The sequence below is a fragment of the Bradyrhizobium sp. genome, assembly GCF_019242285.1.
Lineage (GTDB): Bacteria > Pseudomonadota > Alphaproteobacteria > Rhizobiales > Xanthobacteraceae > Bradyrhizobium.
In genome coordinates this window covers 1-18,052 of the sequence record NZ_JAFAVV010000590.1, presented here as the reverse complement: position 1 = coordinate 18,052, position 18,052 = coordinate 1, and the positions used below count along the sequence as shown (strand labels likewise).

Annotated in this window: 19 protein-coding genes; 12 read left to right on the top strand and 7 right to left on the bottom strand. The window is 62.4% G+C overall.

The features are described 5' to 3' along the window. The 6 genes from JOY90_RS24155 to JOY90_RS24130 all read left to right on the top strand — a co-directional run. The coding region (locus JOY90_RS24155; RefSeq protein ID WP_291693626.1) for an extracellular solute-binding protein at positions 1–590 on the top strand (590 nt) is incomplete at its 5' end. Positions 591–654: 64 nt separating this feature from the next. After that, positions 655–1,725 carry an ABC transporter ATP-binding protein gene (locus JOY90_RS24150; protein WP_291693625.1) on the top strand — a complete coding sequence of 357 codons (1,071 nt, stop codon included), beginning with the start codon at positions 655–657 and terminating at the stop codon, positions 1,723–1,725. Further along, the gene (locus JOY90_RS24145) at positions 1,722–3,374 is read left to right on the top strand and encodes an iron ABC transporter permease (RefSeq protein WP_291693624.1); all 1,653 of its coding nucleotides are present in this window, start codon (positions 1,722–1,724) and stop codon (positions 3,372–3,374) included. Before JOY90_RS24150 ends, JOY90_RS24145 begins: the two co-directional genes overlap by 4 nt. Before the next feature lie 3 nt (positions 3,375–3,377). Continuing rightward, the gene (locus JOY90_RS24140) at positions 3,378–4,454 is read left to right on the top strand and encodes a GntG family PLP-dependent aldolase (RefSeq protein ID WP_291693623.1); all 1,077 of its coding nucleotides are present in this window, start codon (positions 3,378–3,380) and stop codon (positions 4,452–4,454) included. Positions 4,455–4,591: 137 nt separating this feature from the next. Continuing rightward, positions 4,592–5,053: a VOC family protein gene (locus tag JOY90_RS24135; protein WP_291693622.1), complete on the top strand. Its 462-nt coding sequence runs from the start codon at positions 4,592–4,594 to the stop codon at positions 5,051–5,053. Positions 5,054–5,227: 174 nt separating this feature from the next. After that, entirely contained in the window at positions 5,228–6,304 is a 1,077-nt protein-coding gene (locus JOY90_RS24130; protein WP_291693621.1) for a flavodoxin family protein, read from the top strand. Positions 6,305–6,356: 52 nt separating this feature from the next. On the opposite strand, the gene JOY90_RS24125 is transcribed toward JOY90_RS24130, so the two are convergent. After that, a complete protein-coding gene (locus JOY90_RS24125; protein WP_291693620.1) occupies positions 6,357–6,968 on the bottom strand; it encodes a cysteine hydrolase family protein in 612 nt (203 codons plus the stop codon). A 53-nt stretch (positions 6,969–7,021) separates the two neighbouring features. Next, on the bottom strand, positions 7,022–7,213 hold the full coding sequence (locus JOY90_RS24120) for a DUF2171 domain-containing protein (protein WP_291693619.1): 192 nt from the start codon (positions 7,211–7,213) through the stop codon (positions 7,022–7,024). Between the two features lie 144 nt (positions 7,214–7,357). On the opposite strand from JOY90_RS24120, the gene JOY90_RS24115 reads away from it, so the two are divergent. The 4 genes from JOY90_RS24115 to JOY90_RS24100 all read left to right on the top strand — a co-directional run bounded on the left by JOY90_RS24115 (position 7,358) and on the right by JOY90_RS24100 (position 11,630). Beyond that, positions 7,358–8,347 carry an SDR family oxidoreductase gene (locus JOY90_RS24115; protein WP_291693618.1) on the top strand — a complete coding sequence of 330 codons (990 nt, stop codon included), beginning with the start codon at positions 7,358–7,360 and terminating at the stop codon, positions 8,345–8,347. A gap of 188 nt (positions 8,348–8,535) precedes the next feature. Next, complete coding sequence (locus JOY90_RS24110; RefSeq protein ID WP_291693617.1) at positions 8,536–10,857, top strand: FdhF/YdeP family oxidoreductase; 2,322 nt, start codon at positions 8,536–8,538, stop codon at positions 10,855–10,857. A 102-nt stretch (positions 10,858–10,959) separates the two neighbouring features. Continuing rightward, a complete protein-coding gene (locus tag JOY90_RS24105) occupies positions 10,960–11,124 on the top strand; it encodes a CsbD family protein (protein WP_291693616.1) in 165 nt (54 codons plus the stop codon). 71 nt (positions 11,125–11,195) lie between these two features. After that, complete coding sequence (locus JOY90_RS24100; protein WP_291693615.1) at positions 11,196–11,630, top strand: PPC domain-containing DNA-binding protein; 435 nt, start codon at positions 11,196–11,198, stop codon at positions 11,628–11,630. A gap of 46 nt (positions 11,631–11,676) precedes the next feature. Here JOY90_RS24100 and JOY90_RS24095 read toward each other — a convergent pair whose 3' ends face one another. From JOY90_RS24095 to JOY90_RS24075, 5 genes are read right to left on the bottom strand one after another with little or no spacing between them, the layout of a single operon-like run. Continuing rightward, positions 11,677–11,952: a cytochrome C oxidase subunit IV family protein gene (locus JOY90_RS24095; RefSeq protein WP_291693614.1), complete on the bottom strand. Its 276-nt coding sequence runs from the start codon at positions 11,950–11,952 to the stop codon at positions 11,677–11,679. Then, on the bottom strand, positions 11,949–12,590 hold the full coding sequence (locus tag JOY90_RS24090; protein WP_291693613.1) for a cytochrome c oxidase subunit 3: 642 nt from the start codon (positions 12,588–12,590) through the stop codon (positions 11,949–11,951). Before JOY90_RS24090 ends, JOY90_RS24095 begins: the two co-directional genes overlap by 4 nt. Next, positions 12,583–14,190 carry a cytochrome c oxidase subunit I gene (ctaD, locus tag JOY90_RS24085; RefSeq protein ID WP_291693612.1) on the bottom strand — a complete coding sequence of 536 codons (1,608 nt, stop codon included), beginning with the start codon at positions 14,188–14,190 and terminating at the stop codon, positions 12,583–12,585. The genes JOY90_RS24090 and ctaD overlap by 8 nt, the downstream gene beginning before the upstream one ends. Then, positions 14,187–15,128, bottom strand: a complete 942-nt coding sequence (coxB, locus tag JOY90_RS24080; RefSeq protein WP_291693611.1) for a cytochrome c oxidase subunit II — start codon at positions 15,126–15,128, stop codon at positions 14,187–14,189. The genes ctaD and coxB overlap by 4 nt, the downstream gene beginning before the upstream one ends. A gap of 29 nt (positions 15,129–15,157) precedes the next feature. After that, positions 15,158–15,511, bottom strand: coding sequence for a hypothetical protein (locus tag JOY90_RS24075; protein WP_291693610.1), 354 nt, complete (start codon positions 15,509–15,511; stop codon positions 15,158–15,160). Positions 15,512–15,626: 115 nt separating this feature from the next. Here JOY90_RS24075 and JOY90_RS24070 point away from each other — a divergent pair, with 115 nt between their 5' ends. Together JOY90_RS24070 and JOY90_RS24065 are read left to right on the top strand one after the other, a co-directional pair. Continuing rightward, positions 15,627–16,283, top strand: coding sequence for a cytochrome c3 family protein (locus tag JOY90_RS24070; protein ID WP_291693609.1), 657 nt, complete (start codon positions 15,627–15,629; stop codon positions 16,281–16,283). Then, on the top strand, positions 16,280–18,052 hold a 1,773-nt coding region (locus tag JOY90_RS24065; protein ID WP_291693608.1), incomplete at its 3' end, for a TAT-variant-translocated molybdopterin oxidoreductase. The genes JOY90_RS24070 and JOY90_RS24065, both read left to right, overlap by 4 nt.

Below are 18,052 nucleotides of genomic sequence, written 5' to 3'. Positions count from 1 at the left end.
TTCCGGAAGGCGCCGGCCCGAAGAGCTGGGCCGACCTCGCAGATCCGAAATGGAAGGGCAAGATCGCCTTCACGGATCCGGCCAATTCGGGCTCCGCGTATTCGAACCTCACGATGCTGGCGCAGCTATGGGGCGGCTGGGACAAGGTCGCGAGCCTGCTCGCCAACACCAAGGTGCTGAACCGCTCGAGCCTCGTCTTTCAGGGAGTCGGCAATGGCGAGTTCGCACTCGGCATATCGCTGGAATATGCGGGTTATCAGTGGTCTTCCAATGGCGCACCCGTCAAGGTGATCTATCCGGCTGATGGCACCATTGCCCAGATGGAAGGCGTCGCCATCATCAAGGGTGGCCCGAACACGGCAGGCGCGCGCCAGTTCGTCGACTACATCAACCGCAAGGACGTTCGCGAGATGATTCTCAAGGAGACGTTCCGCAGGCCGGCCCGCCAGGATCTCGATCTGCCCAACCTGCCGGGCAAGATGCCGAAACTCTCCGACATCAAGCTCGTGAAATATGACGAGGAGGCTTGGACCGCAAAGCGGGGCGAGACGATGGATCGCATCAAGGACGTGATCCAGCGGACCCGATGATGGGCGTTGCCGCGCCGGGTGGCTGAACGGGTGTCCGGATAAGGATTGGGTTCGGGGGAGCGTCTTGACGGCCATTTCGATCGACCGCGTATCGCGATCATACGGAACGGTGCGTGCCGTCGACGACGTGTCGCTGGAAGTCGAGCATGGCGAGTTCTTCACCCTGCTCGGGCCTTCGGGTTGCGGCAAGACCACGCTGTTGCGCATGATCGCCGGCTTCGCCGATCTCACGGCGGGCCAGATCCGCTTCGGCAACAAGCGCATCGACACGCTGCCGCCGCATCGCCGCAACACCGCCATGGTGTTCCAGAACTACGCCATCTTCCCCAATCTCACCGTTGGCGGCAACGTGGCCTACGGCCTCAGGGCGCGCGGCGTGGCGGAGGAGGAGATGAAGGTGCGCATCGCCCGCGCGCTGCGCCTCGTGCATCTCGACGGTTACGGTGCGCGCTGGCCGCACCAGCTCTCGGGCGGTCAACTGCAGCGCGTCGCCATCGCCCGCTGCCTGGTCATCGAGCCCGAAGTGCTGCTGCTCGACGAGCCGCTCTCCAATCTCGACGCCAAGCTGCGCGTGGAGATGCGCGCCGAGATCCGCCAGCTGCAGCAGCAATTGAAGATCACGGCCATCTACGTCACGCACGACCAGGAGGAAGCGCTCGCGATGTCCGACCGAGTCGCCGTGATGCGCGCCGGCAAGCTCGAGCAGGTCGCGCGGGCGCAGGATATCTACCGCGCGCCGGCGACACCGTTCGTCGCCGAGTTCATGGGGACCACCAACCTGCTCACGGGCACGATCGCCGGACGTGACGGCGAGGCGCTGCGGATCCGTGTCGGACAACGGGAGTTCCGTGCCATCGGTAATGCCCGCGACGGCGAGAGCGTCAGCTTCTCGCTGCGGCCCGAGACCATTCGCCTGCTCGACACCGGCGAAGCGCCGCCGCCCGGCTGGAGCGTGGTCGAGGCGGATCTTGGAGCGGTCGAGTTCCTCGGCGCCATCAGCCGGATCGAGCTCGATATCGGCGACGGCGCCATGCTGCGCGTCGCCGGTCTCGATCTGCTGCCCGACCAGCTGAAGGCGCGCGGTCGCATCGCCGCCGCCTACGATCCGCGCCGCGTCACGGTGTTTCGCGAATGATCGCCATCTCCCGCCGCGACAGCTTCCCGCTGGCTATCGCGATCCTGGCCTTCGCCTTTCTCGGGCTCTTCCTGCTGTATCCGCTGCTCAATGTGTTCGGTGCGAGCTTCCTCGACCGCACGGGCAAGGTTTTGACCCTTGCAAACTACGTCCGCATCCTGTCGAGCAGCTTCTATCTCGGCAGCCTGGGCAACAGCCTGATCCTCGGCATCCTGTCGACATTATTGACCATCGCGATCGGCGTGCCGCTGGCCTTTTGCCTCGCCCGCCTGCCGATCCCGGGGAAATCGGCGCTGCTGGCGCTGGCGTCCCTGCCGCTCGTGCTGCCGTCCTTTGTCGCGGCCTATGCGCTCGTGCTGCTGCTCGGCCGCGCCGGCATCGTCACGCGCCTGCTGCGCGACATCGGCGTCCCCTTCAGCTCGATCTACGGCGTGACGGGGATGACCATCGTCTTCGCCATGACGCTGTTCCCGTTCGCGGTCTTTCCGACGCTGGCAGCATTCAAGGCGGTCGACGTCTCGGTCGAGGAAGCCGGGCAGAATCTTGGCGCCTCGCGCTGGCGCACCTTCCGCACCGTGACGCTGCCGATCGTCATGCCGGCGGTGCTGGCCGGTGGCCTGTTGGTCTTCATCGAGGTGATCGAGAGTTTCGGTGTGCCCTTCGTGCTGGCCGAGGACAAGCCGGTCCTTGCGGTCGAGGCCTACAAGCTGTTCGTCGGCGAGACCGGCAACCCCGCTTCGGCCGGCGTGCTCGGTGTGCTGCTGATCGTCTGCACCGCGATCGCACTGCTCATCCAGCGTCACTATCTCGGCCGCCGCCGCTTCTCGACCGCGACGCGCCGCCCGCCGCCCGAACTCGTGGTGAAACCCTGGCTGCGACGGCTGGCTTGCGCCTATTCATGGGGCGTGGTGCTGATATCGCTCGTGCCGTTCTTCGCCATCATCGTGATCTCCTTGATGGAGTTCCGCGGCCCGGTGATGCAGTCCAGCCCGAGCCTGAACAATTTCCGCGATCTGTTCGGTCAGTCCTGGCGGCCGCTGATCAATACGCTCAGCCTGTCCACCGCGGCCGCCGTGACGGCCGCGGTGATCGGCGTCCCCATCGGCTTCGCCATCACCCGCTTTCGCTCGCGAGTCTCGGACCTGCTCGACGTCCTCGCCATGACGCCTTTTGCCGTCGCGGGAACGGTGCTGGCCATCGGCCTGATCATCTCCTTCAACAGTGGCGGGCTGGTGCTGACCGGCGGCTGGCTGATCCTGGTCCTTGCCTGGGTGGTGCGAAAAATCCCGTTCAACGTGCGCGCCTCGGCCGCCATCCTGTATCAGATCGATCCGAGCCTCGAGGAGGCATCGATCAATCTCGGCGTCTCACCGCCGATGACGTTCGTGCGCCTGACTGTGCCGCTGATGATGGGCGGCGTGATCGGCGGCATGGTGCTGACCTGGGTCACGGTCGCCTCGGAGCTCTCCTCCACCGTCGTGCTCTACAGCGGCCCGTGGGCGACGATGACCGTCGTGATGTTCCAGGCGCTCGAGGGCACGGGCGCCGGCATCGCCTCGGCCGCCGCGACCGTGCTGATCGTTTTCACCGTGCTGCCGGTGGCGCTGGTCTACCGGCTGCTTCGCCGTCACGAACTTGGGATGATGTGAGACATGATCGACCTTCGCAGCGACACCGTCACCCAGCCCACGGATGAAATGCGCGATGCCATGCGCGCGGCGCGCCTCGGCGACGATTCGCGCGACGGCGACCCGACCGTGCGCGAGCTCGAAACCCTCGCCGCCGCGCGGACCGGCAAGGAGGCGGCGATGTTCGTGCCATCAGGCACGATGGGCAACCTCGTCGCGCTGATGGCCCATACCGGGCGCGGCGGCGAGGTGCTGCTCGAGGACAGCTCGCACATCCTCAAGAGCGAGATGGGCGCCATCGCCCAGGTCGCCGGCCTGTTCCACCGCACCATCCGCGGTGAACGCGGGGCGATGGATCTCGGTGTTCTCACCGAAACGATCGCCGCGCAACTAAAGCCCAACAAGCTGGCGACCGCCCTGATCGAGATGGAGACCACGCATAACGGCGCAGGCGGCACGGTGCTGCCGCTCGATCACATGGCCGAGGTCCATGCGCTCGGCCGGCAGCACGGCATTCCCGTGCACACCGATGGCGCACGGCTGTTCAACGCCGCAGTTGCGCTCGGCGTGCCGGCCGAGCAGATTGCGCGCCACAGCGACAGCGTGACCTTCTGCGTCTCGAAGGGACTGAGTGCGCCGGTCGGCTCGCTGCTCTGCGGCACCAGCGACTTCATCGCCCGCGCGCGCAGCTTCCGCCGCATGCTCGGCGGCAATCTGCGCCAGGCTGGCATGCTCGCAGCCGCCGGCATCGTCGCGCTGGACAGCATGGTCGAGCGTCTGGCCGACGACCATCGCACGGCGAAACAGCTCGCGGACGGCCTGCATCGCCTGTCATCCGGCCTCGTCGATCCGGAGTCCATCGAGACCAATATCGTGCGCGTCGACACGACTGGAAGCGGCTGGCCGGCCGAGATGTGGTCGGCTGCGCTGCAGCGCCTGGATGTGCGCGTCGCGCCCGGCGGGCCGATGCAGCTCCGCTTCGTCACACACCGGCACATTTCGCCGGCGGATATCGAGACGACGCTGCAGGCGTTCGGCGAAGTGTGGCGCAAGGCGCCTGGCCAGCCGATGGCCGGCGTGGGCCAGCGCCACGGCCGTTGATGATGGGCACTGTTGTTTTCGCCGTGGCGCCATGAAGTCCCAGGCGACTCCAAATCGTCCATTTAGCGAGTTACCATTTGCGGCGTACTGATCTTGAAGGGCCGGGTTGTCCGGCCGCCGGAACAGGGAGAACGATCGTGAGCGACTTCAAACTCCCTCCCAGGAAAACTGATTCGCCCTTCGCGGGCTGGCGAGGCCACCATGTGGGCGTGGGCGTGAAAGACCTCGACGAGGCGAAGAACTGGTATGTCGAAAAGCTCGACTTCAGGGTCGTACACGAATGGCCCTACGCCGATGAACAACTCGCCTACATCGCCCCTCCGAACGATGACGCATTCATGGTCGAGCTGCTGGGCGGCGGCGATCCTCTGCCGATCGACGCCCCCGGGTATTCCGACCTTGGCGACAGCCTCCGCCACGCCGGCTATCACCACTTCTGCATCAACGTGCCGGACATCGAGAACGCCGTCGCCGACCTCAGAGCCCGCGGTGTCAAGATCGTGACCGAGCCGTTCAAACTCGACGCCATCAGCCGCAAGCTCGCCTTCTTCGCGGACCCGTCCGGCAACCTGATCGAACTCGCCGAGATCGTCCCATAAGGCGCATCAGCAAGGCGCGGAGCATCAACGCCGCCGAAAAAAGCGGAATGTGGGCGTGCGAATGGGCGGCGGCCATTCCAGAGGCTCTCGAGAGGCGGCTTCAGTCGCCATTTCCGTTGGAACTTTGTTTTTGACGAGCAGGTTGAGGGTTCAAGTCCATTTCCGAGGAGTGTCATGGCTCAACCGTCGGTTCGCAAAGGTATGCCACCCGTCAAATTGAGCCGTCGAGAATTCGAGCGGCGATACCGCAGCCGTTACAAGGATCCGGCCTTTCAATCGCTGCGAAGAGAACTGGACGCGCTTATTGCCGTGGCATGGGACGCTTACGCTAACGCACGCAAATCGCCGGTCACGCGCAGGGCCGGTGAAGGCTTTGCGGACCCCGATTACGACGTTTCGGTCGATTGGCTGGCGGCGCGTGATGCGATCGACAAGGCGCAGCAAAGTCACGATGATCCCCACGCCATACCTCGTGTGCTCGTCATCAATGGATCGTCGCGCAGCGAGCACACATGTCCCGGCGAAATGTCCAAGACCTGGCGTATGGTGGAATCCGCACGATCTTGTCTTTCCGGGATGGGGTTCAACGTCGACGTTCTCGACTTGTCGCGGTTGACGTCTGAGTTTGGCAAGCAGATACACCCATGCAAGGCCTGTGTCTCGACCTCGATGCCGCTTTGCCATTGGCCGTGTAGCTGCTATCCGAACTATTCGCTCGGACAGACCGACGATTGGATGAATGAAATCTATCCGCTGTGGGTCGCTGCGCATGGCATCATGATCATCACGCCTGTCAATTGGTATCACGCCCCGACAGGTCTGAAAGCCATGATCGACCGAATGGTGTGTGCAGACGGTGGAAATCCCGATCCCTCTTCAACTCACGGCAAGGCCGCGAACGAGGCAAAGGACCTCGAACTCAAAGGTTGGGCCTATCCGCGTCACTTGGCAGGCCGCCACTTCGGCCTCGTCGTTCACGGCGACAGCATTGGCGCAGAGACGCTTCGTCGGTTGCTCGCGGACTGGTTGACGGACATGAAGCTGATATCCCCCGGCAGCATGGCCGAGTGCGACGGTTATATCGGCTATATGAAACCTTATGCCACGTCCCATGACGATTTCGACGAAGACAAGGCCTTCCACGAGGAGGTGCTGAATGTGGCGCGAACGCTCGGTAACGCGGTTGAGCTCGCACGCAAGGGCAGGCTGGAGAGTGCGGACAAGGGGCTGCTTGATCCAAGACCCAAATAGCCGCTTCGAACGAATTCATCCGTGAATCGAATTGCGCGCCGTTAGCGTCGCATCAGCAAGCTGCTCGCCAGAGGTCAAGAACCGCCTCGAGCGCGAGCAACTCGATTTGATCGGTGAAGCGCGCTCTATAGAGGGTCATCAGGGCATCGTGCCCCAGGTCAGACGAGCTGCAAAGCCCGTCTTCGACGACGATGACACGATATCCGCGATCGACGGCTTCCAGCACGGTCGCGAGAACGCAAACGTCCGTCTCGGATCCCGAAATGACAAGGGTATTGATGTTCTTTTCTGCCAGGAAGGATTGAAGCGCACTCGAGAAAAAGGCGGAATAGCCGGGCTTGTCAATGACCGTCGCAGGAGGGGCAAACCGCGCGAGCGGCGAAACCAGATCGAGGGCTCCTGGTGGCAGCCTTGCCTGCGTCGCGCAATCCCAACGCGTGAAGTATCGCTGCCAGCGCCCTGGCCGGTCATGGGACGACATCGGCGTGATGAAGCGGGTGAATATGGTGCGCGCCGGGTTGTGCTCGACGAGACGAACGATGCTGGGCAAGACGCGGTCCATCCAAGGCGTGGGCCAGATGCCGGCCGAGGAGAAAATGTTTTGCATATCGATGCAAAGATGCACCGCGTGCGAAATCGTCTCGTAGGAGTGTGCAACGACCATGAGTAATTGGCCGAGCCCGGCCGGTTGATCGACTCTCTCTCTCGGCTACAGCGCTAGGCCGCCTGCCGTGACAGCTTGACCTTGCCGCCCTCGACGCTGGCGACCTGTTTCGTCTCGATGAAGTGATGCTGGCCGTCGGGGCTGTCCGTCTTGGTCAGCTTGATGCGGTCGCCTTCCACCTTGTCGACCGCGCCGACGTGCTTGCCTTCGGAGTCGACGATTTCCATGTGTTCCCGGATGTCCATTGCAACGCTCCTGTTGAGACTGCCGAGCGAGGCGAGCCAGGAGAAGCAACCGGTTGCTGGCCCGGTTGTTCCCAAAGGACGAAAGGCGATAGAAACGTTCGGCGCGTTGAGGAGTTAGTTCACTCAAACCGAGTGGAGAAATAGATGGCAAGCAAGACGCATTCCCGCAGGAACGTGGTCGGTGCAGGTGCAACAGCGGCGGCCACCTCGCTGACACCTGCCTTTGCTGCGCGAAGCGCAAACGGGCCCATCGAAGCATTGGTGGATCCCGCTGGAAAGTACCCGAAGCCGCCTTTCAAAAAGCAATCGCAACCATGGCCTGGGCTGGCGAGTAAGATGGATCCGGCACCCGATCACGGCGAGGAATCCTACCGTGGTTCCGGCCGGCTCGTCGGTCGCAAGGCGCTGATTACCGGCGGCGACTCCGGCATGGGAAGGGCTGCGGCGATCGCATTTGCGCGCGAGGGAGCGGACGTGGCAATCAACTATTTCCCGAGCGAGGAGCCTGATGCGCAGCAGGTAATCGAGCTGATCAGGGCGGAGGAGCGTAAGGGGCTCGCTTTGCCCGGTGATATCAGAGATGAGAAGTTCTGCGAGAAGCTTGTGCGCAAGGCGGTCGAAGGGCTTGGCGGATTGGATATTGTTGTCAGCAACGCCGGCAGGCAGCAGGCGCGTCAATCGATCCTCGATTTGTCGACCGAAGATTTCGATGCGACCATGAAAACGAACGTCTATGCGCCGTTCTGGATCATCAAGGCCGCGCTGCCGCACCTCAAGCCCGGCTCTGTCATTGTCGCTACGGCCTCGGAGCAGGCCTACGATCCTTCACCCGATCTCTACGATTATGCGCAGACCAAGGCGGCAACGATGAACTATGTGAAGTCTCTCGCCAAGCAATTGGGTCCCAGGGGCATCCGTGTGAACGGCGTTGCGCCAGGGCCGATCTGGACGCCGCTTCAGGTCTCGGGCGGAGCGACGATGGAGAAGCTGGAGAAATTCGGCAGCCAGACCTCCTTCGGGCGGCCGGGACAGCCGGCGGAGCTCGCGTCGATCTACGTCCAATTGGCGGCGGCGGACGCCAGCTTCGCAACGGGTCAGATTTACGGCTCCGCAGGCGGCACGGGTCAACCCTGATCAAGCGGACCGCCTCCTTGATGGCCTCGCCCAACGTCGTTTGCGTCACGACGAAGGGCGAGCGCGGCCGACGAGCGTGATCTCACAGCTTTCCGCGGTTCGAACCGGGCGACGCCGGAGCCGACCGCAGGAACCTGCGACGTCGTCTCGGGTTTTCCCCTCGGGGCTTGCAGCGAAAAGGCGCCGGCATGAGACAAAAGGCAAAGGTCGAAAAATATGATGCGCCCGCCGGCGGTTGGGGATCGCTCAATGCCGTCGTTCACATTCTGACGCAGGAAGAAGTCGCGATCCTGGGCAGCGGAATTCTGCTCAAGCAAAACAAGCCCGGTGGCTTTATGTGCGTGAGCTGTTCCTGGGCCAAGCCGGCGAAGCCCCACCCGTTCGAGTTCTGCGAAAATGGCGCCAAGGCGACGGCATGGGAAGTGACGAGCAAGACCGTCACGCCCGAGTTCTTCGCGCAGCACACGTTGACCGAGCTGCGAACCTGGTCCGATCATCAACTGGAGGAGCAGGGACGTCTGATCGCCCCGATGCGGTACGATCCCGCCACCGACAAGTATCTCCCGGTCGACTGGGACGAGGCTTTCCGGGAAATCGGAGCGGAGCTCAGTAAACTCGATCCCCGGTCGGTCGTGATGTACACCTCCGGCCGTGCGTCGCTCGAGGCCAGTTACATGTATCAGCTGTTTGGGCGCATGTACGGCACCAGCAACTTTCCCGACAGCTCGAACATGTGCCACGAGACCACTTCGGTCGCTCTGCCCGAGGTGATCGGATCCCCGGTCGGCACGGTGCTGTTGCAGGACTTCGATCACACCGACTGTATCTTCTTTTTCGGACATAACACGACGACCAATGCGCCGCGGATGTTGCATCCGTTGCAGGAGGCAGCCCAACGCGGGGTGCCGATCATTACATTCAACCCGCTACGTGAACGCGGGCTGGAGCGCTTCACCAACCCGCAAAATCCGGTTCAAATGATCGCGGGCGGCACTCGCATCAGTTCGCAATATCATCAGGTCCGCGTCGGTGGCGACGCCGCAGCGATCGTCGGGATCTGCAAATGTGTGATCGCGGCGGATGATCTCGCCAAGGAAAACGGAGGTCCGCGCATCCTCGATGTCGATTTCATCGAGCAACATACGTCAGGCTTCGAGGACTTCGCCGCATTCTGCCGCGAGCGGAACTGGAGCGAGATCGAGAAGGCGTCAGGTCTCGGCCGTGACGCCATGCTTGATGCCGCCAAGCTCTACATGTCGGCGAAGGCCGTGATCGCCAACTACGGCATGGGCGTCACTCAGCACAAGCACGGGGTCGAAACGGCGAAGATGATCGTCAACCTGTTGCTCCTGCGCGGCAATATCGGCAAGCCAGGCGCCGGGATTTCGCCGATCCGCGGCCATTCCAACGTGCAGGGCCAGCGAACGGTCGGCATCTCGGAAAAGACCAAGCTCGTACCCCTGGACAAGCTTGCCGAACTCTACGGGTTCGAGCCGCCGCGATGGGATGGTCTGACGACCGTGGACGCCTGCAAGGCAATTCTGAGCGGCGATGTGATGGGTTTCGTCAGCCTGGGTGGAAACTTCTTGCGCGCGATACCCGAACGGTCGTTGATGGAGCCGGGGTGGTCGGGCTTGCGGCTGTCGGTTCAGATCGCGACCAAGCTCAATCGCAGCCATATCGTGCCGGGCGAAGTCACTTACCTCCTGCCGTGCCTCGGCCGGATCGAAATCGATCAGCAGGCGACCGGCGCGCAAGCGGTATCGATGGAAGATTCGACGGCCTGCATCCACGGCTCGCGTGGCCAGCGCAAGCCGACAAGCGAAGATACACGGTCCGAACCGGCCATCATCGCCGGCCTTGCGAAGGCGACACTGAAGTCCAATCCGAACATCGATTGGGATGCCTGGGTTGCCGATTATTCGCAGGTCCGGGACGCGATCGAACGCACCTATCCCGATCAGTTCAAGGATTTTAATCGGCGGATGTTCGAGCCCGGGGGATTTCCCCGGCCGTTGGCGGCGCGCGAACGAAAATGGAAGACGCCAAACGGCAAGGCCAACTTCACCGTTCCAAAGTCCACATTCGCTCCCCTATGCGAAGGCAATGGCGTCTATGAACTGATGACGATGCGTGCCGACGGACAGTTCAACACCACGATCTATAATGAGGACGACCGTTTCCGCGGCATCAAGGGCGGCCGCTATGTCGTTTTCATGAACCCGGCCGATATGGAACTGGAAGGGCTCAAGCCGGGTGACACCGTGACGCTGTCGACGGCAGCGGAGGACGGGGTCGAGCGCACGTTGAGCGAGCTTCAGGTCGTAGCCTACGACATCCCTCGCAAGAGCATTGCGAGCTACTATCCGGAGTGCAACGGCCTCATTCCGTTATGGCACTATGCCGAGGGCAGCAAGGTTCCGGCGGCGAAATCCGTTCCGGTTCGCCTCTCCAAGGACGTGGTCCCCGAGATCATCGAAGGCGGAGAGGTTCCGATCTCCCTCGAGTGAAGCCGAGGAACCAGGCCGGCGGAAGAAAGTCCGCGTTCTCGAGGACCGGCTGGAAACATCCGCGATCCGCCTCGTTGGTTTCCGTACCCATCGGAGGCCCACATGACGCGATTGCAGGAGAAGGCCCGAGGTCGTACCAAGCAGGCCGTCGGTCAGATCATCGGCGACGATAGGCTGGTGCTGGAGGGCAAGGCGGAAGAGCGCAACGCGGAAGAAAAAGATACTGCCGATGCGCAAGACGTCCGCAAAGAGAACAAGAAACAATAGCTTCCCGGCCTCTTGTTCTTAACGACACGGCGCCCTGGCCGCCGTGAGCCGGGAGTGCGCAGGGAATTGTGATGAAGTCGAAATCCATGAACGACGGCGCGGAGCGAACCTTTGTCTTGATCCTTGATCAAGGTGAGGAAGCATTCAAGACCATCACCGACTTTGCAGACCGTGAGGAAATCACGGGAGCATCGGTGTCGGCCATTGGGGCTTTCTCGGAGGCGAAGGTGGGCTGGTTCGATCTCGCGACGAAAAACTACAAGCCTATCGATGTCAAAGAGCAATCCGAGGTGCTCAGCCTGATCGGCGACGTCGCCCAAGGCGACGACGGAAGGGCCAGCCTTCATCTGCACGCGGTGCTCGGTCTGCACGATGGCACGCTCCGCGGCGGCCACTTTCTGTCGGGCATGGTCCAGCCCACGCTGGAGGTCACGATCACGGAGAGCGTGGAGCACCTTCGCCGGAAGAAGCGGCCCGATCTGGGCATCGCGATCATCAACGTTTAGCAGCAACTTTCGGCAGTACCTGTTGGCTGTGGTGTACTGCCGCGGTTCACGTTCGCGTCAGGAAGTCCATCAGCCCGAGCCAGAGCAGAATGCCGAGCCAGAACAGGCCCGCGCCGGCGAAGATGAAGGTTCGCCGGCCACGATGCCGTAACTCCATGAATACGGCCGCAACGATTGCAGCCTTGAGGCAGCCGATCGCGAGGGCAACGACGGCGTTGAACATGTGAAGCGGCACGTAGGCCAGCATCACGGTGAGCCCCAGCAGAGCGATCAGGGCAAGCCAGGCCGCAACGAGCGGAAGGGGCGGACGCCATGCGGTCATGAAGATCTTCCCGGCAGGTAAATGAGTGCAAACAGGAATATCCAGACCACGTCGACGAAATGCCAATAAAGGGCGCCGCTGTGCAGCGCGGCGCGATGACGGCTGCTTGGCAATCGGTAGGTAAGCGTGGCGAGCACCGCCAGCAAAGCGACACCGACCAGCATGTGCAGTGCGTGGAGGGCGGTCGCGACAAAATAGAACACGAAGAAGAGTTGGGCGCCGTTGGTGAGAGCCGCGTCGAAATTGAAATCGATGCCGGGTATGAGGTGTTCACGATATTCATCCGAATACTCGATCGACTTGAGCACGACGAAGGTCAATCCCAGCACGATGGCGCCCGACAACAGCGCGACGCAGATTTTCCGTGTCTCCGCCGAAAAGGCATCCACGGCGCAGGCGACGAGGAAGCTCGAGGTGAGCAGGATGGCGGTATTTGCCGCGCCGATGACGATGTCGGTATGCCGGCTGGCGGCCGCAAAGGCAGCGGGGTAGGCGTGCCGGTAGACGAAATAGCCGAGGATCAGGCCGCCGAACAACAGGACTTCCGTGGCGATGAAGACCCACATGCCGAGCTCGGCGGTCTCATCGCGATGCTGGCTGGACACGAATTGTGAAGCAAAGGCTTTGGCTTCAGGCATTCTGCGGCTCCGCTTCGAAATCGGGCGAATATTGGTAAGGAGGCCGCGTCACGACGGGCTGCGTGTCGAAATTGTATTCGGGCGGGGGAGATGGCGTCTGCCATTCAAGCCCCGGTGCGTTCCAGGGGTTGGCCGGAGCGCGCCGGCCGAAGAAAAGGGAGTAGCCGAGATAGAACATCGGCATCAGATAGGCGACGGCGAGGATCACGGCGCCGCCGGACGAGAGCACGTTCCAGACCTGAAACTCGGGCGGATAGACGTGGTAGCGGCGGGGCATGCCTTCGGCGCCGAGGACAAACTGCGGGAAGAAGGTCAGGTTGAAGCCGAAGAAGATCAGCACGGCCGCGGTTCGCGCCCAGTATTCCGAATAGAGCCGGCCGGTAATCTTCGGCCACCAATAGTGCAAGCCGCCGAAATAGGCAGTCACCATGCCGCCGACCATGATGTAGTGGAAATGCGCGACCACGAAATAGGTGTCGGTCGCATGGACGTCGAAAGCGAGGCAGGCCAGGAACAGTCCGGTCAAGCCACCGATCGTGAAAAGGCCGATGAAGGCCAGTGCGTACAGCATCGGCGCATCGAAATGGATTGACCCCTTGTGCAGCGTTGCCGTCCAGTTGAAGACCTTGATCGCGGAAGGTACCGCGACGATGAAGCTCATGAAGGAAAAGACGAGGCTGGCGAGCAGCGACTGGCCGGCGACGAACATGTGGTGGCCCCAGACCAGAAAGCCGATCGCCGCGATCGCAAGGCTCGCCCAGGCGACGAACTTGTAGCCGAACACCGCCTTGCGCGAGAAGCAGGAAACGAGCTCGTTGATCACGCCCATCCCCGGAAGGATCATGATGTAGACGGCTGGATGGGAATAGAACCAGAATAGATGCTGGAAGAGCAGCGGATCGCCGCCGATCCTGGGGTCAAAAATTCCGACGCCAAGCAGCCGCTCGACGGCGATCAGCACCAGCGTCATCGCAAGCACGGGCGTGGCCAGCACCAGAATGACGGATGTCGCATAGAGCGACCAGATGAATAGCGGCAGCCGGTACCAGGTCAATCCGGGCGCCCGCAGCCGGTGGATCGTGACGATGAAGTTGAGCCCGGTGAGGATCGAGGAAAAGCCGGAGACGAATACGCCCGTCACGGCCACGGTGACGTAGCTGTTCGAGTACAGGGTCGAGAAGGGAGTGTAGAAGGTCCAACCGGTATCGACGCCGCCGGCCAGAATCGCGAACAGCGTCACGCCGCCGCCCAGCATGAAGAGATACCAGCTGAGGAGGTTGAGCCGCGGAAACGCGAGGTCGCGGGCGCCAATCATCAACGGCACCATGAAATTGCCCAGCGTATTGGGAATGGAGGGAATGAGGAAGAACCACACCATGATGATGCCATGCATCGTGAACAGGCGGTTGTACATATCGGAGCTGACGAGATCGGCCTGCGGAGTGGCGAGCTCGATCCGTATCGCGGTCGCCGCCGCGCCGCCGACGAAGAAGAAGAAAATGAGGCTCGCGAAATACAGGATGGCGATACGTTTGTGATCCGTCGTGAAGAACCAGGATCGCAGGCTGAAGCCGGCGTTGAGATAGTTGTCTTCATTCATGACGAATGTCCGCCGAGCGATTTGATGTAGACGACAAGCCGCAGCAATTGATCCTCGCTCACCTTGCCTTCGAAGGATGGCATGACGGGTTCGTAGCTCGCCACGATTTGGCTGCGCGGCAGCAAGATCGAGTCGCGGATGTATTTTTCGTCGGCGGTGACGAAGCTTCCGTCCGCCAGAGGTACCGGCCGGCCATAGAGCCCTTCCAGTGGTGGAGCGCGTACCTTGCTGCCATGGCCGTGACAGCCGCTGCAGCCGAGTTCGCGAAACAGCGCGCCGCCTTCCTGTGCGAGTGGACTGGACGGCATCTGCTGCGCAAGCCACGCTGCATAATCCGCAGCCTCCATGACGACGATCTCGCCGGTCATGCCGGAATGCTCGGTGCCGCAATATTCCGCGCAGAACAGATGATAGTGTCCCGGCACATGCGCCGTGATCTCGATATCCTGGTAGCGTCCCGGAACGACGTCGTGCTTCAGCCGCAGCGCCGGAATGAAGAAGCTGTGAATGACGTCCTGCGAAGCCATTACAACGCGGATGGGGCGATCAACGGGGATGTGCAGCGCGTTGATTTCGGACTGACCGCCGTTGTGCTGGACCTTCCACATCCACTGCCTGGCAACCACGAACACCGACAATTCGTCGGAAGGCGTTTGATAGATCTGGAAGTAGATGCCGGCGCCCCACACGAACAAGCCAAGGAAGCCGACGAACGACGCCGCCGTCCAGCCGACTTCCCAATGCCAGCTCTTGCGGACCCGATGTCCGCGGTCAATCGTATTGGAGGCGCGGTACCGGACGCAAAACAGCGCCAGCAGGAAGAATAGCAGCCCCAGCACGAGCGCGCTGGCGAGCAGCAGACCCGCAAACAGCAGATCGACCTCCTCGCCGTGAGGCGAGACGCCGGGGTGCCAGAAGGGAACCCAGTCGCGCCACATCTGATGATCCGGCTAACGCCTGATGACCGTCATGGCGACGGCCATCCCGGCACTCCTCGTTGAGCGAGCAGCTCCATCGCCCGCCGGACCGGGATGCGGACGATGCCGTGGCTATGGTCGGTCCAACCATAGCCGTTCACCAATTGGGCCTCGCTGCGGGTGAAGCGCTGCAGATCCTCTTTCGGTGTGATTTCAAGACGAGGCGCCTCCGCCGCAAGTGCCGGCGGAGCGGGCGGCGTCTGGTGCCGCATTGACTGGGGGAAGATGAGCGGCATCAGCAACGGCGTTGCGATTACGAACAGCGCGAGACCGGCCGCGAGCCATCCGATGGCGACACTTTTGATATCGCTCCGCTCATAGTCGAAGCCTGCTTCGTCACTCATGATCGGGCCCTCGAGCGCGTCTCGACAATTCCCGTTGCGCACGAGAGTTCCAAGTTAGGAACGAAAGCGCGGTGCGGGGATTGTTCGTTCCGAAGCGCTCGCGGGGTCGGCCGGGATGGCACAGATATTCTCTCCTGCTGCCGACACCTGGCTGCGATTGTTTCTGCTCGGAAGCCTTGCCATCACGGCGGGCGGCACTGTCGGGATCGTCGGCTTTGCGCGATCGAGCTACGTCACCTCGACGGACTTTCGGCCATCGCAGCCGGTTCCGTTCAGCCATCGGCACCACGCGGGCGAGCTCGGTATCGACTGCCGCTATTGCCACAGCGGGGTGGAAACGGCGCCGCAGGCCGGATTGCCGCCGACGGAGACCTGCATGACCTGCCATTCCCAGATCTGGTTGAACGCCTCGATGCTCGAGCCGGTCCGGCAAAGTCTGGCCGAGAACCAGCCGATCCAATGGACGCGCGTGGCAAGGCTGCCGGATTACGTGTTCTTTCGGCACGACGTTCACATCGCCATGGGTGTCGGTTGCGCGAGCTGTCACGGTCGCATCGACCAGATGGCGCTGACCTATCGGGCGAAGCCCTTCACCATGGATTTCTGTCTCGATTGCCATCGCGATCCCGCGCCGAATTTGCGGCCCAGGGATCACATTACGGACATGGGCTGGAAGCCGCCTGCCAATGCACGGGCCGAGGGTGAGGCGATTGCGGCGCATGAAAACATTCGCTTCGGCGAACTCACCCATTGCTATGTGTGCCATCGATGAAGCGCGTTGAATCGCAGCGAGCTCCAATCGAAGAGAACAGCGGCGGCTCCCGACTTTGGTCGGGGATCGACGAGCTCTCCGGCGATCCTGCCTTCCATGCCTGGGTCGCCGCCGAATATCCAGCAGCGGCCGAGCTTGCTCCGACCGCTCGCCGGCAATTCCTCAAGCTGATGGGAGCCTCCTTTGCTCTCGCCGGTCTTGCCGGTTGCGAGAAGAGCCCCTTCGTCGCAGCGCTTCCTTATGTGAATCAGCCCGAGAATGAAGCGGTCGGCGTGCCGCGCTACTACGCAACAGCCGTGACCTTCGAGGGATACGCCCAGCCGGTCATCGCCACCACCTATTCCGGACGACCGATCAAACTTGATGGAAATCCCGATCACCCGGTCACGAAGGGCCGGAGCGACGCCTTCATGCAGGCCGCTATCCTCGGGCTCTACGATCCTGATCGGGCGCAAGGCCCGAGCCGGCATGGTGAGCCTGTTACTTGGAACGATGTGGTGGCCTCCATCAACACCCTTCGAACCGGTTGGACCGCGAATGAAGGGGAGGGACTGAGGGTCCTCATGAGCCCAACGAGCTCACCGACATTGCTGCGTCAGCTTGATGCGCTCCGCAAGCAGTTCCCGAAGATGCGAATACATCTCCACGATGTCGCCGGCGAAACGGCACGGCGGAAGTTGACATCGGCAGCCTACGGCCAGCCGCTCGATCTCCACTATGTGCTGGACGAATGCGACGTTGTCGTCAGCTTCGACGACGACTTCCTGGGACCCGGCCCGAACCAGATTCGCAACGCGCGCGGCTGGGCCGCGTCGAGGCGCCGCTCCTCGGGTCGACCGAGCATTTCTCTCCGCGCAGCCGAGAGCGTACCATCGGCGACGGGTGCGGTTGCGAGTGCCAGTGCCAGATTGATTGCGAACGCTTCCCGCATGGCGGCGCTCGCCGCGGCCTTGGCGAACCGGCTCGGCATCGATGGCGCCGCGGCAGGTGAGCTGACGCCGACTGAGCTGAGCTGGGTTGAAAAAGCCGCCAAGACATGCAGCGCGGCCCAGGGCAGGGCGCTTGTCGCCTCTGGCCCGTTCGGCGATGCCGGCACGGCGATCTGGGTCGCTCGCATCAACGATGCGCTCAAGAGTCTCGGCCGCGCTCTGAGGCTCTCTCAGCCGATCACCGGCCCAGCGGAGGCCGGATCGCTTCGGGATCTGATCGGTGACATGCGGGCCGGTAAGGTGAAGACACTGCTGATTCTGGATTGCAACCCGGCTTACACGGCACCGGGCGGTCTTGGCTTCCGGGACGCCCTCAAGCAGGTGCAATCAACGCTGCATCTCGGCTTGCAGCGTGACGAGACCGGGGAACTCTGCGAGTGGCAGCTTGCGCTGGCCCATATGCTGGAAAGCTGGAGCGATGCGCGTGCCGTCGATGGTACCGCGTCGATCATACAGCCGACCATCACGCCGTTCTACGACGTCCGCGGTGTTCACCAAATCATGGCCATGCTGCTCGGCGAGATCGATCCGGCCGCTGACGCAGCCGTGCGAGAAACGTGGACAATGTCGTTCGGCGCGGACTTCGACGCGCGTTGGCGGCAGGCACTCCATGATGGCTTCGTCGAGGGCGTGGCGGCAGGCGCGGACGTCACGACCCCGAGCACGGTCGAGCCATCTGCGGAAACTCCCGGCGAGGGTCTCGACATCGTCTTCCGCCCAGATCCGACGATATGGGACGGCACGTTCTCCAATATCGGGTGGCTCCAGGAATTGCCGAAA

Bases quoted from the DNA above. Each gene is read 5' to 3' on its own strand.
- JOY90_RS24145 (WP_291693624.1), top strand. From the start codon at position 1,722: ATGATCGCCATCTCCCGCCGCGACAGCTTCCCGCTGGCTATCGCGATC.
- JOY90_RS24140 (WP_291693623.1), top strand. From the start codon at position 3,378: ATGATCGACCTTCGCAGCGACACCGTCACCCAGCCCACGGATGAAATG.
- JOY90_RS24130 (WP_291693621.1), top strand. From the start codon at position 5,228: ATGGCTCAACCGTCGGTTCGCAAAGGTATGCCACCCGTCAAATTGAGC.
- JOY90_RS24125 (WP_291693620.1), bottom strand. From the start codon at position 6,968: ATGGTCGTTGCACACTCCTACGAGACGATTTCGCACGCGGTGCATCTT.
- JOY90_RS24120 (WP_291693619.1), bottom strand. From the start codon at position 7,213: ATGGACATCCGGGAACACATGGAAATCGTCGACTCCGAAGGCAAGCAC.
- JOY90_RS24115 (WP_291693618.1), top strand. From the start codon at position 7,358: ATGGCAAGCAAGACGCATTCCCGCAGGAACGTGGTCGGTGCAGGTGCA.
- JOY90_RS24110 (WP_291693617.1), top strand. From the start codon at position 8,536: ATGAGACAAAAGGCAAAGGTCGAAAAATATGATGCGCCCGCCGGCGGT.
- JOY90_RS24105 (WP_291693616.1), top strand. From the start codon at position 10,960: ATGACGCGATTGCAGGAGAAGGCCCGAGGTCGTACCAAGCAGGCCGTC.
- JOY90_RS24100 (WP_291693615.1), top strand. From the start codon at position 11,196: ATGAAGTCGAAATCCATGAACGACGGCGCGGAGCGAACCTTTGTCTTG.
- JOY90_RS24095 (WP_291693614.1), bottom strand. From the start codon at position 11,952: ATGACCGCATGGCGTCCGCCCCTTCCGCTCGTTGCGGCCTGGCTTGCC.
- JOY90_RS24090 (WP_291693613.1), bottom strand. From the start codon at position 12,590: ATGCCTGAAGCCAAAGCCTTTGCTTCACAATTCGTGTCCAGCCAGCAT.
- ctaD (WP_291693612.1), bottom strand. From the start codon at position 14,190: ATGAATGAAGACAACTATCTCAACGCCGGCTTCAGCCTGCGATCCTGG.
- coxB (WP_291693611.1), bottom strand. From the start codon at position 15,128: ATGTGGCGCGACTGGGTTCCCTTCTGGCACCCCGGCGTCTCGCCTCAC.
- JOY90_RS24075 (WP_291693610.1), bottom strand. From the start codon at position 15,511: ATGAGTGACGAAGCAGGCTTCGACTATGAGCGGAGCGATATCAAAAGT.
- JOY90_RS24070 (WP_291693609.1), top strand. From the start codon at position 15,627: ATGGCACAGATATTCTCTCCTGCTGCCGACACCTGGCTGCGATTGTTT.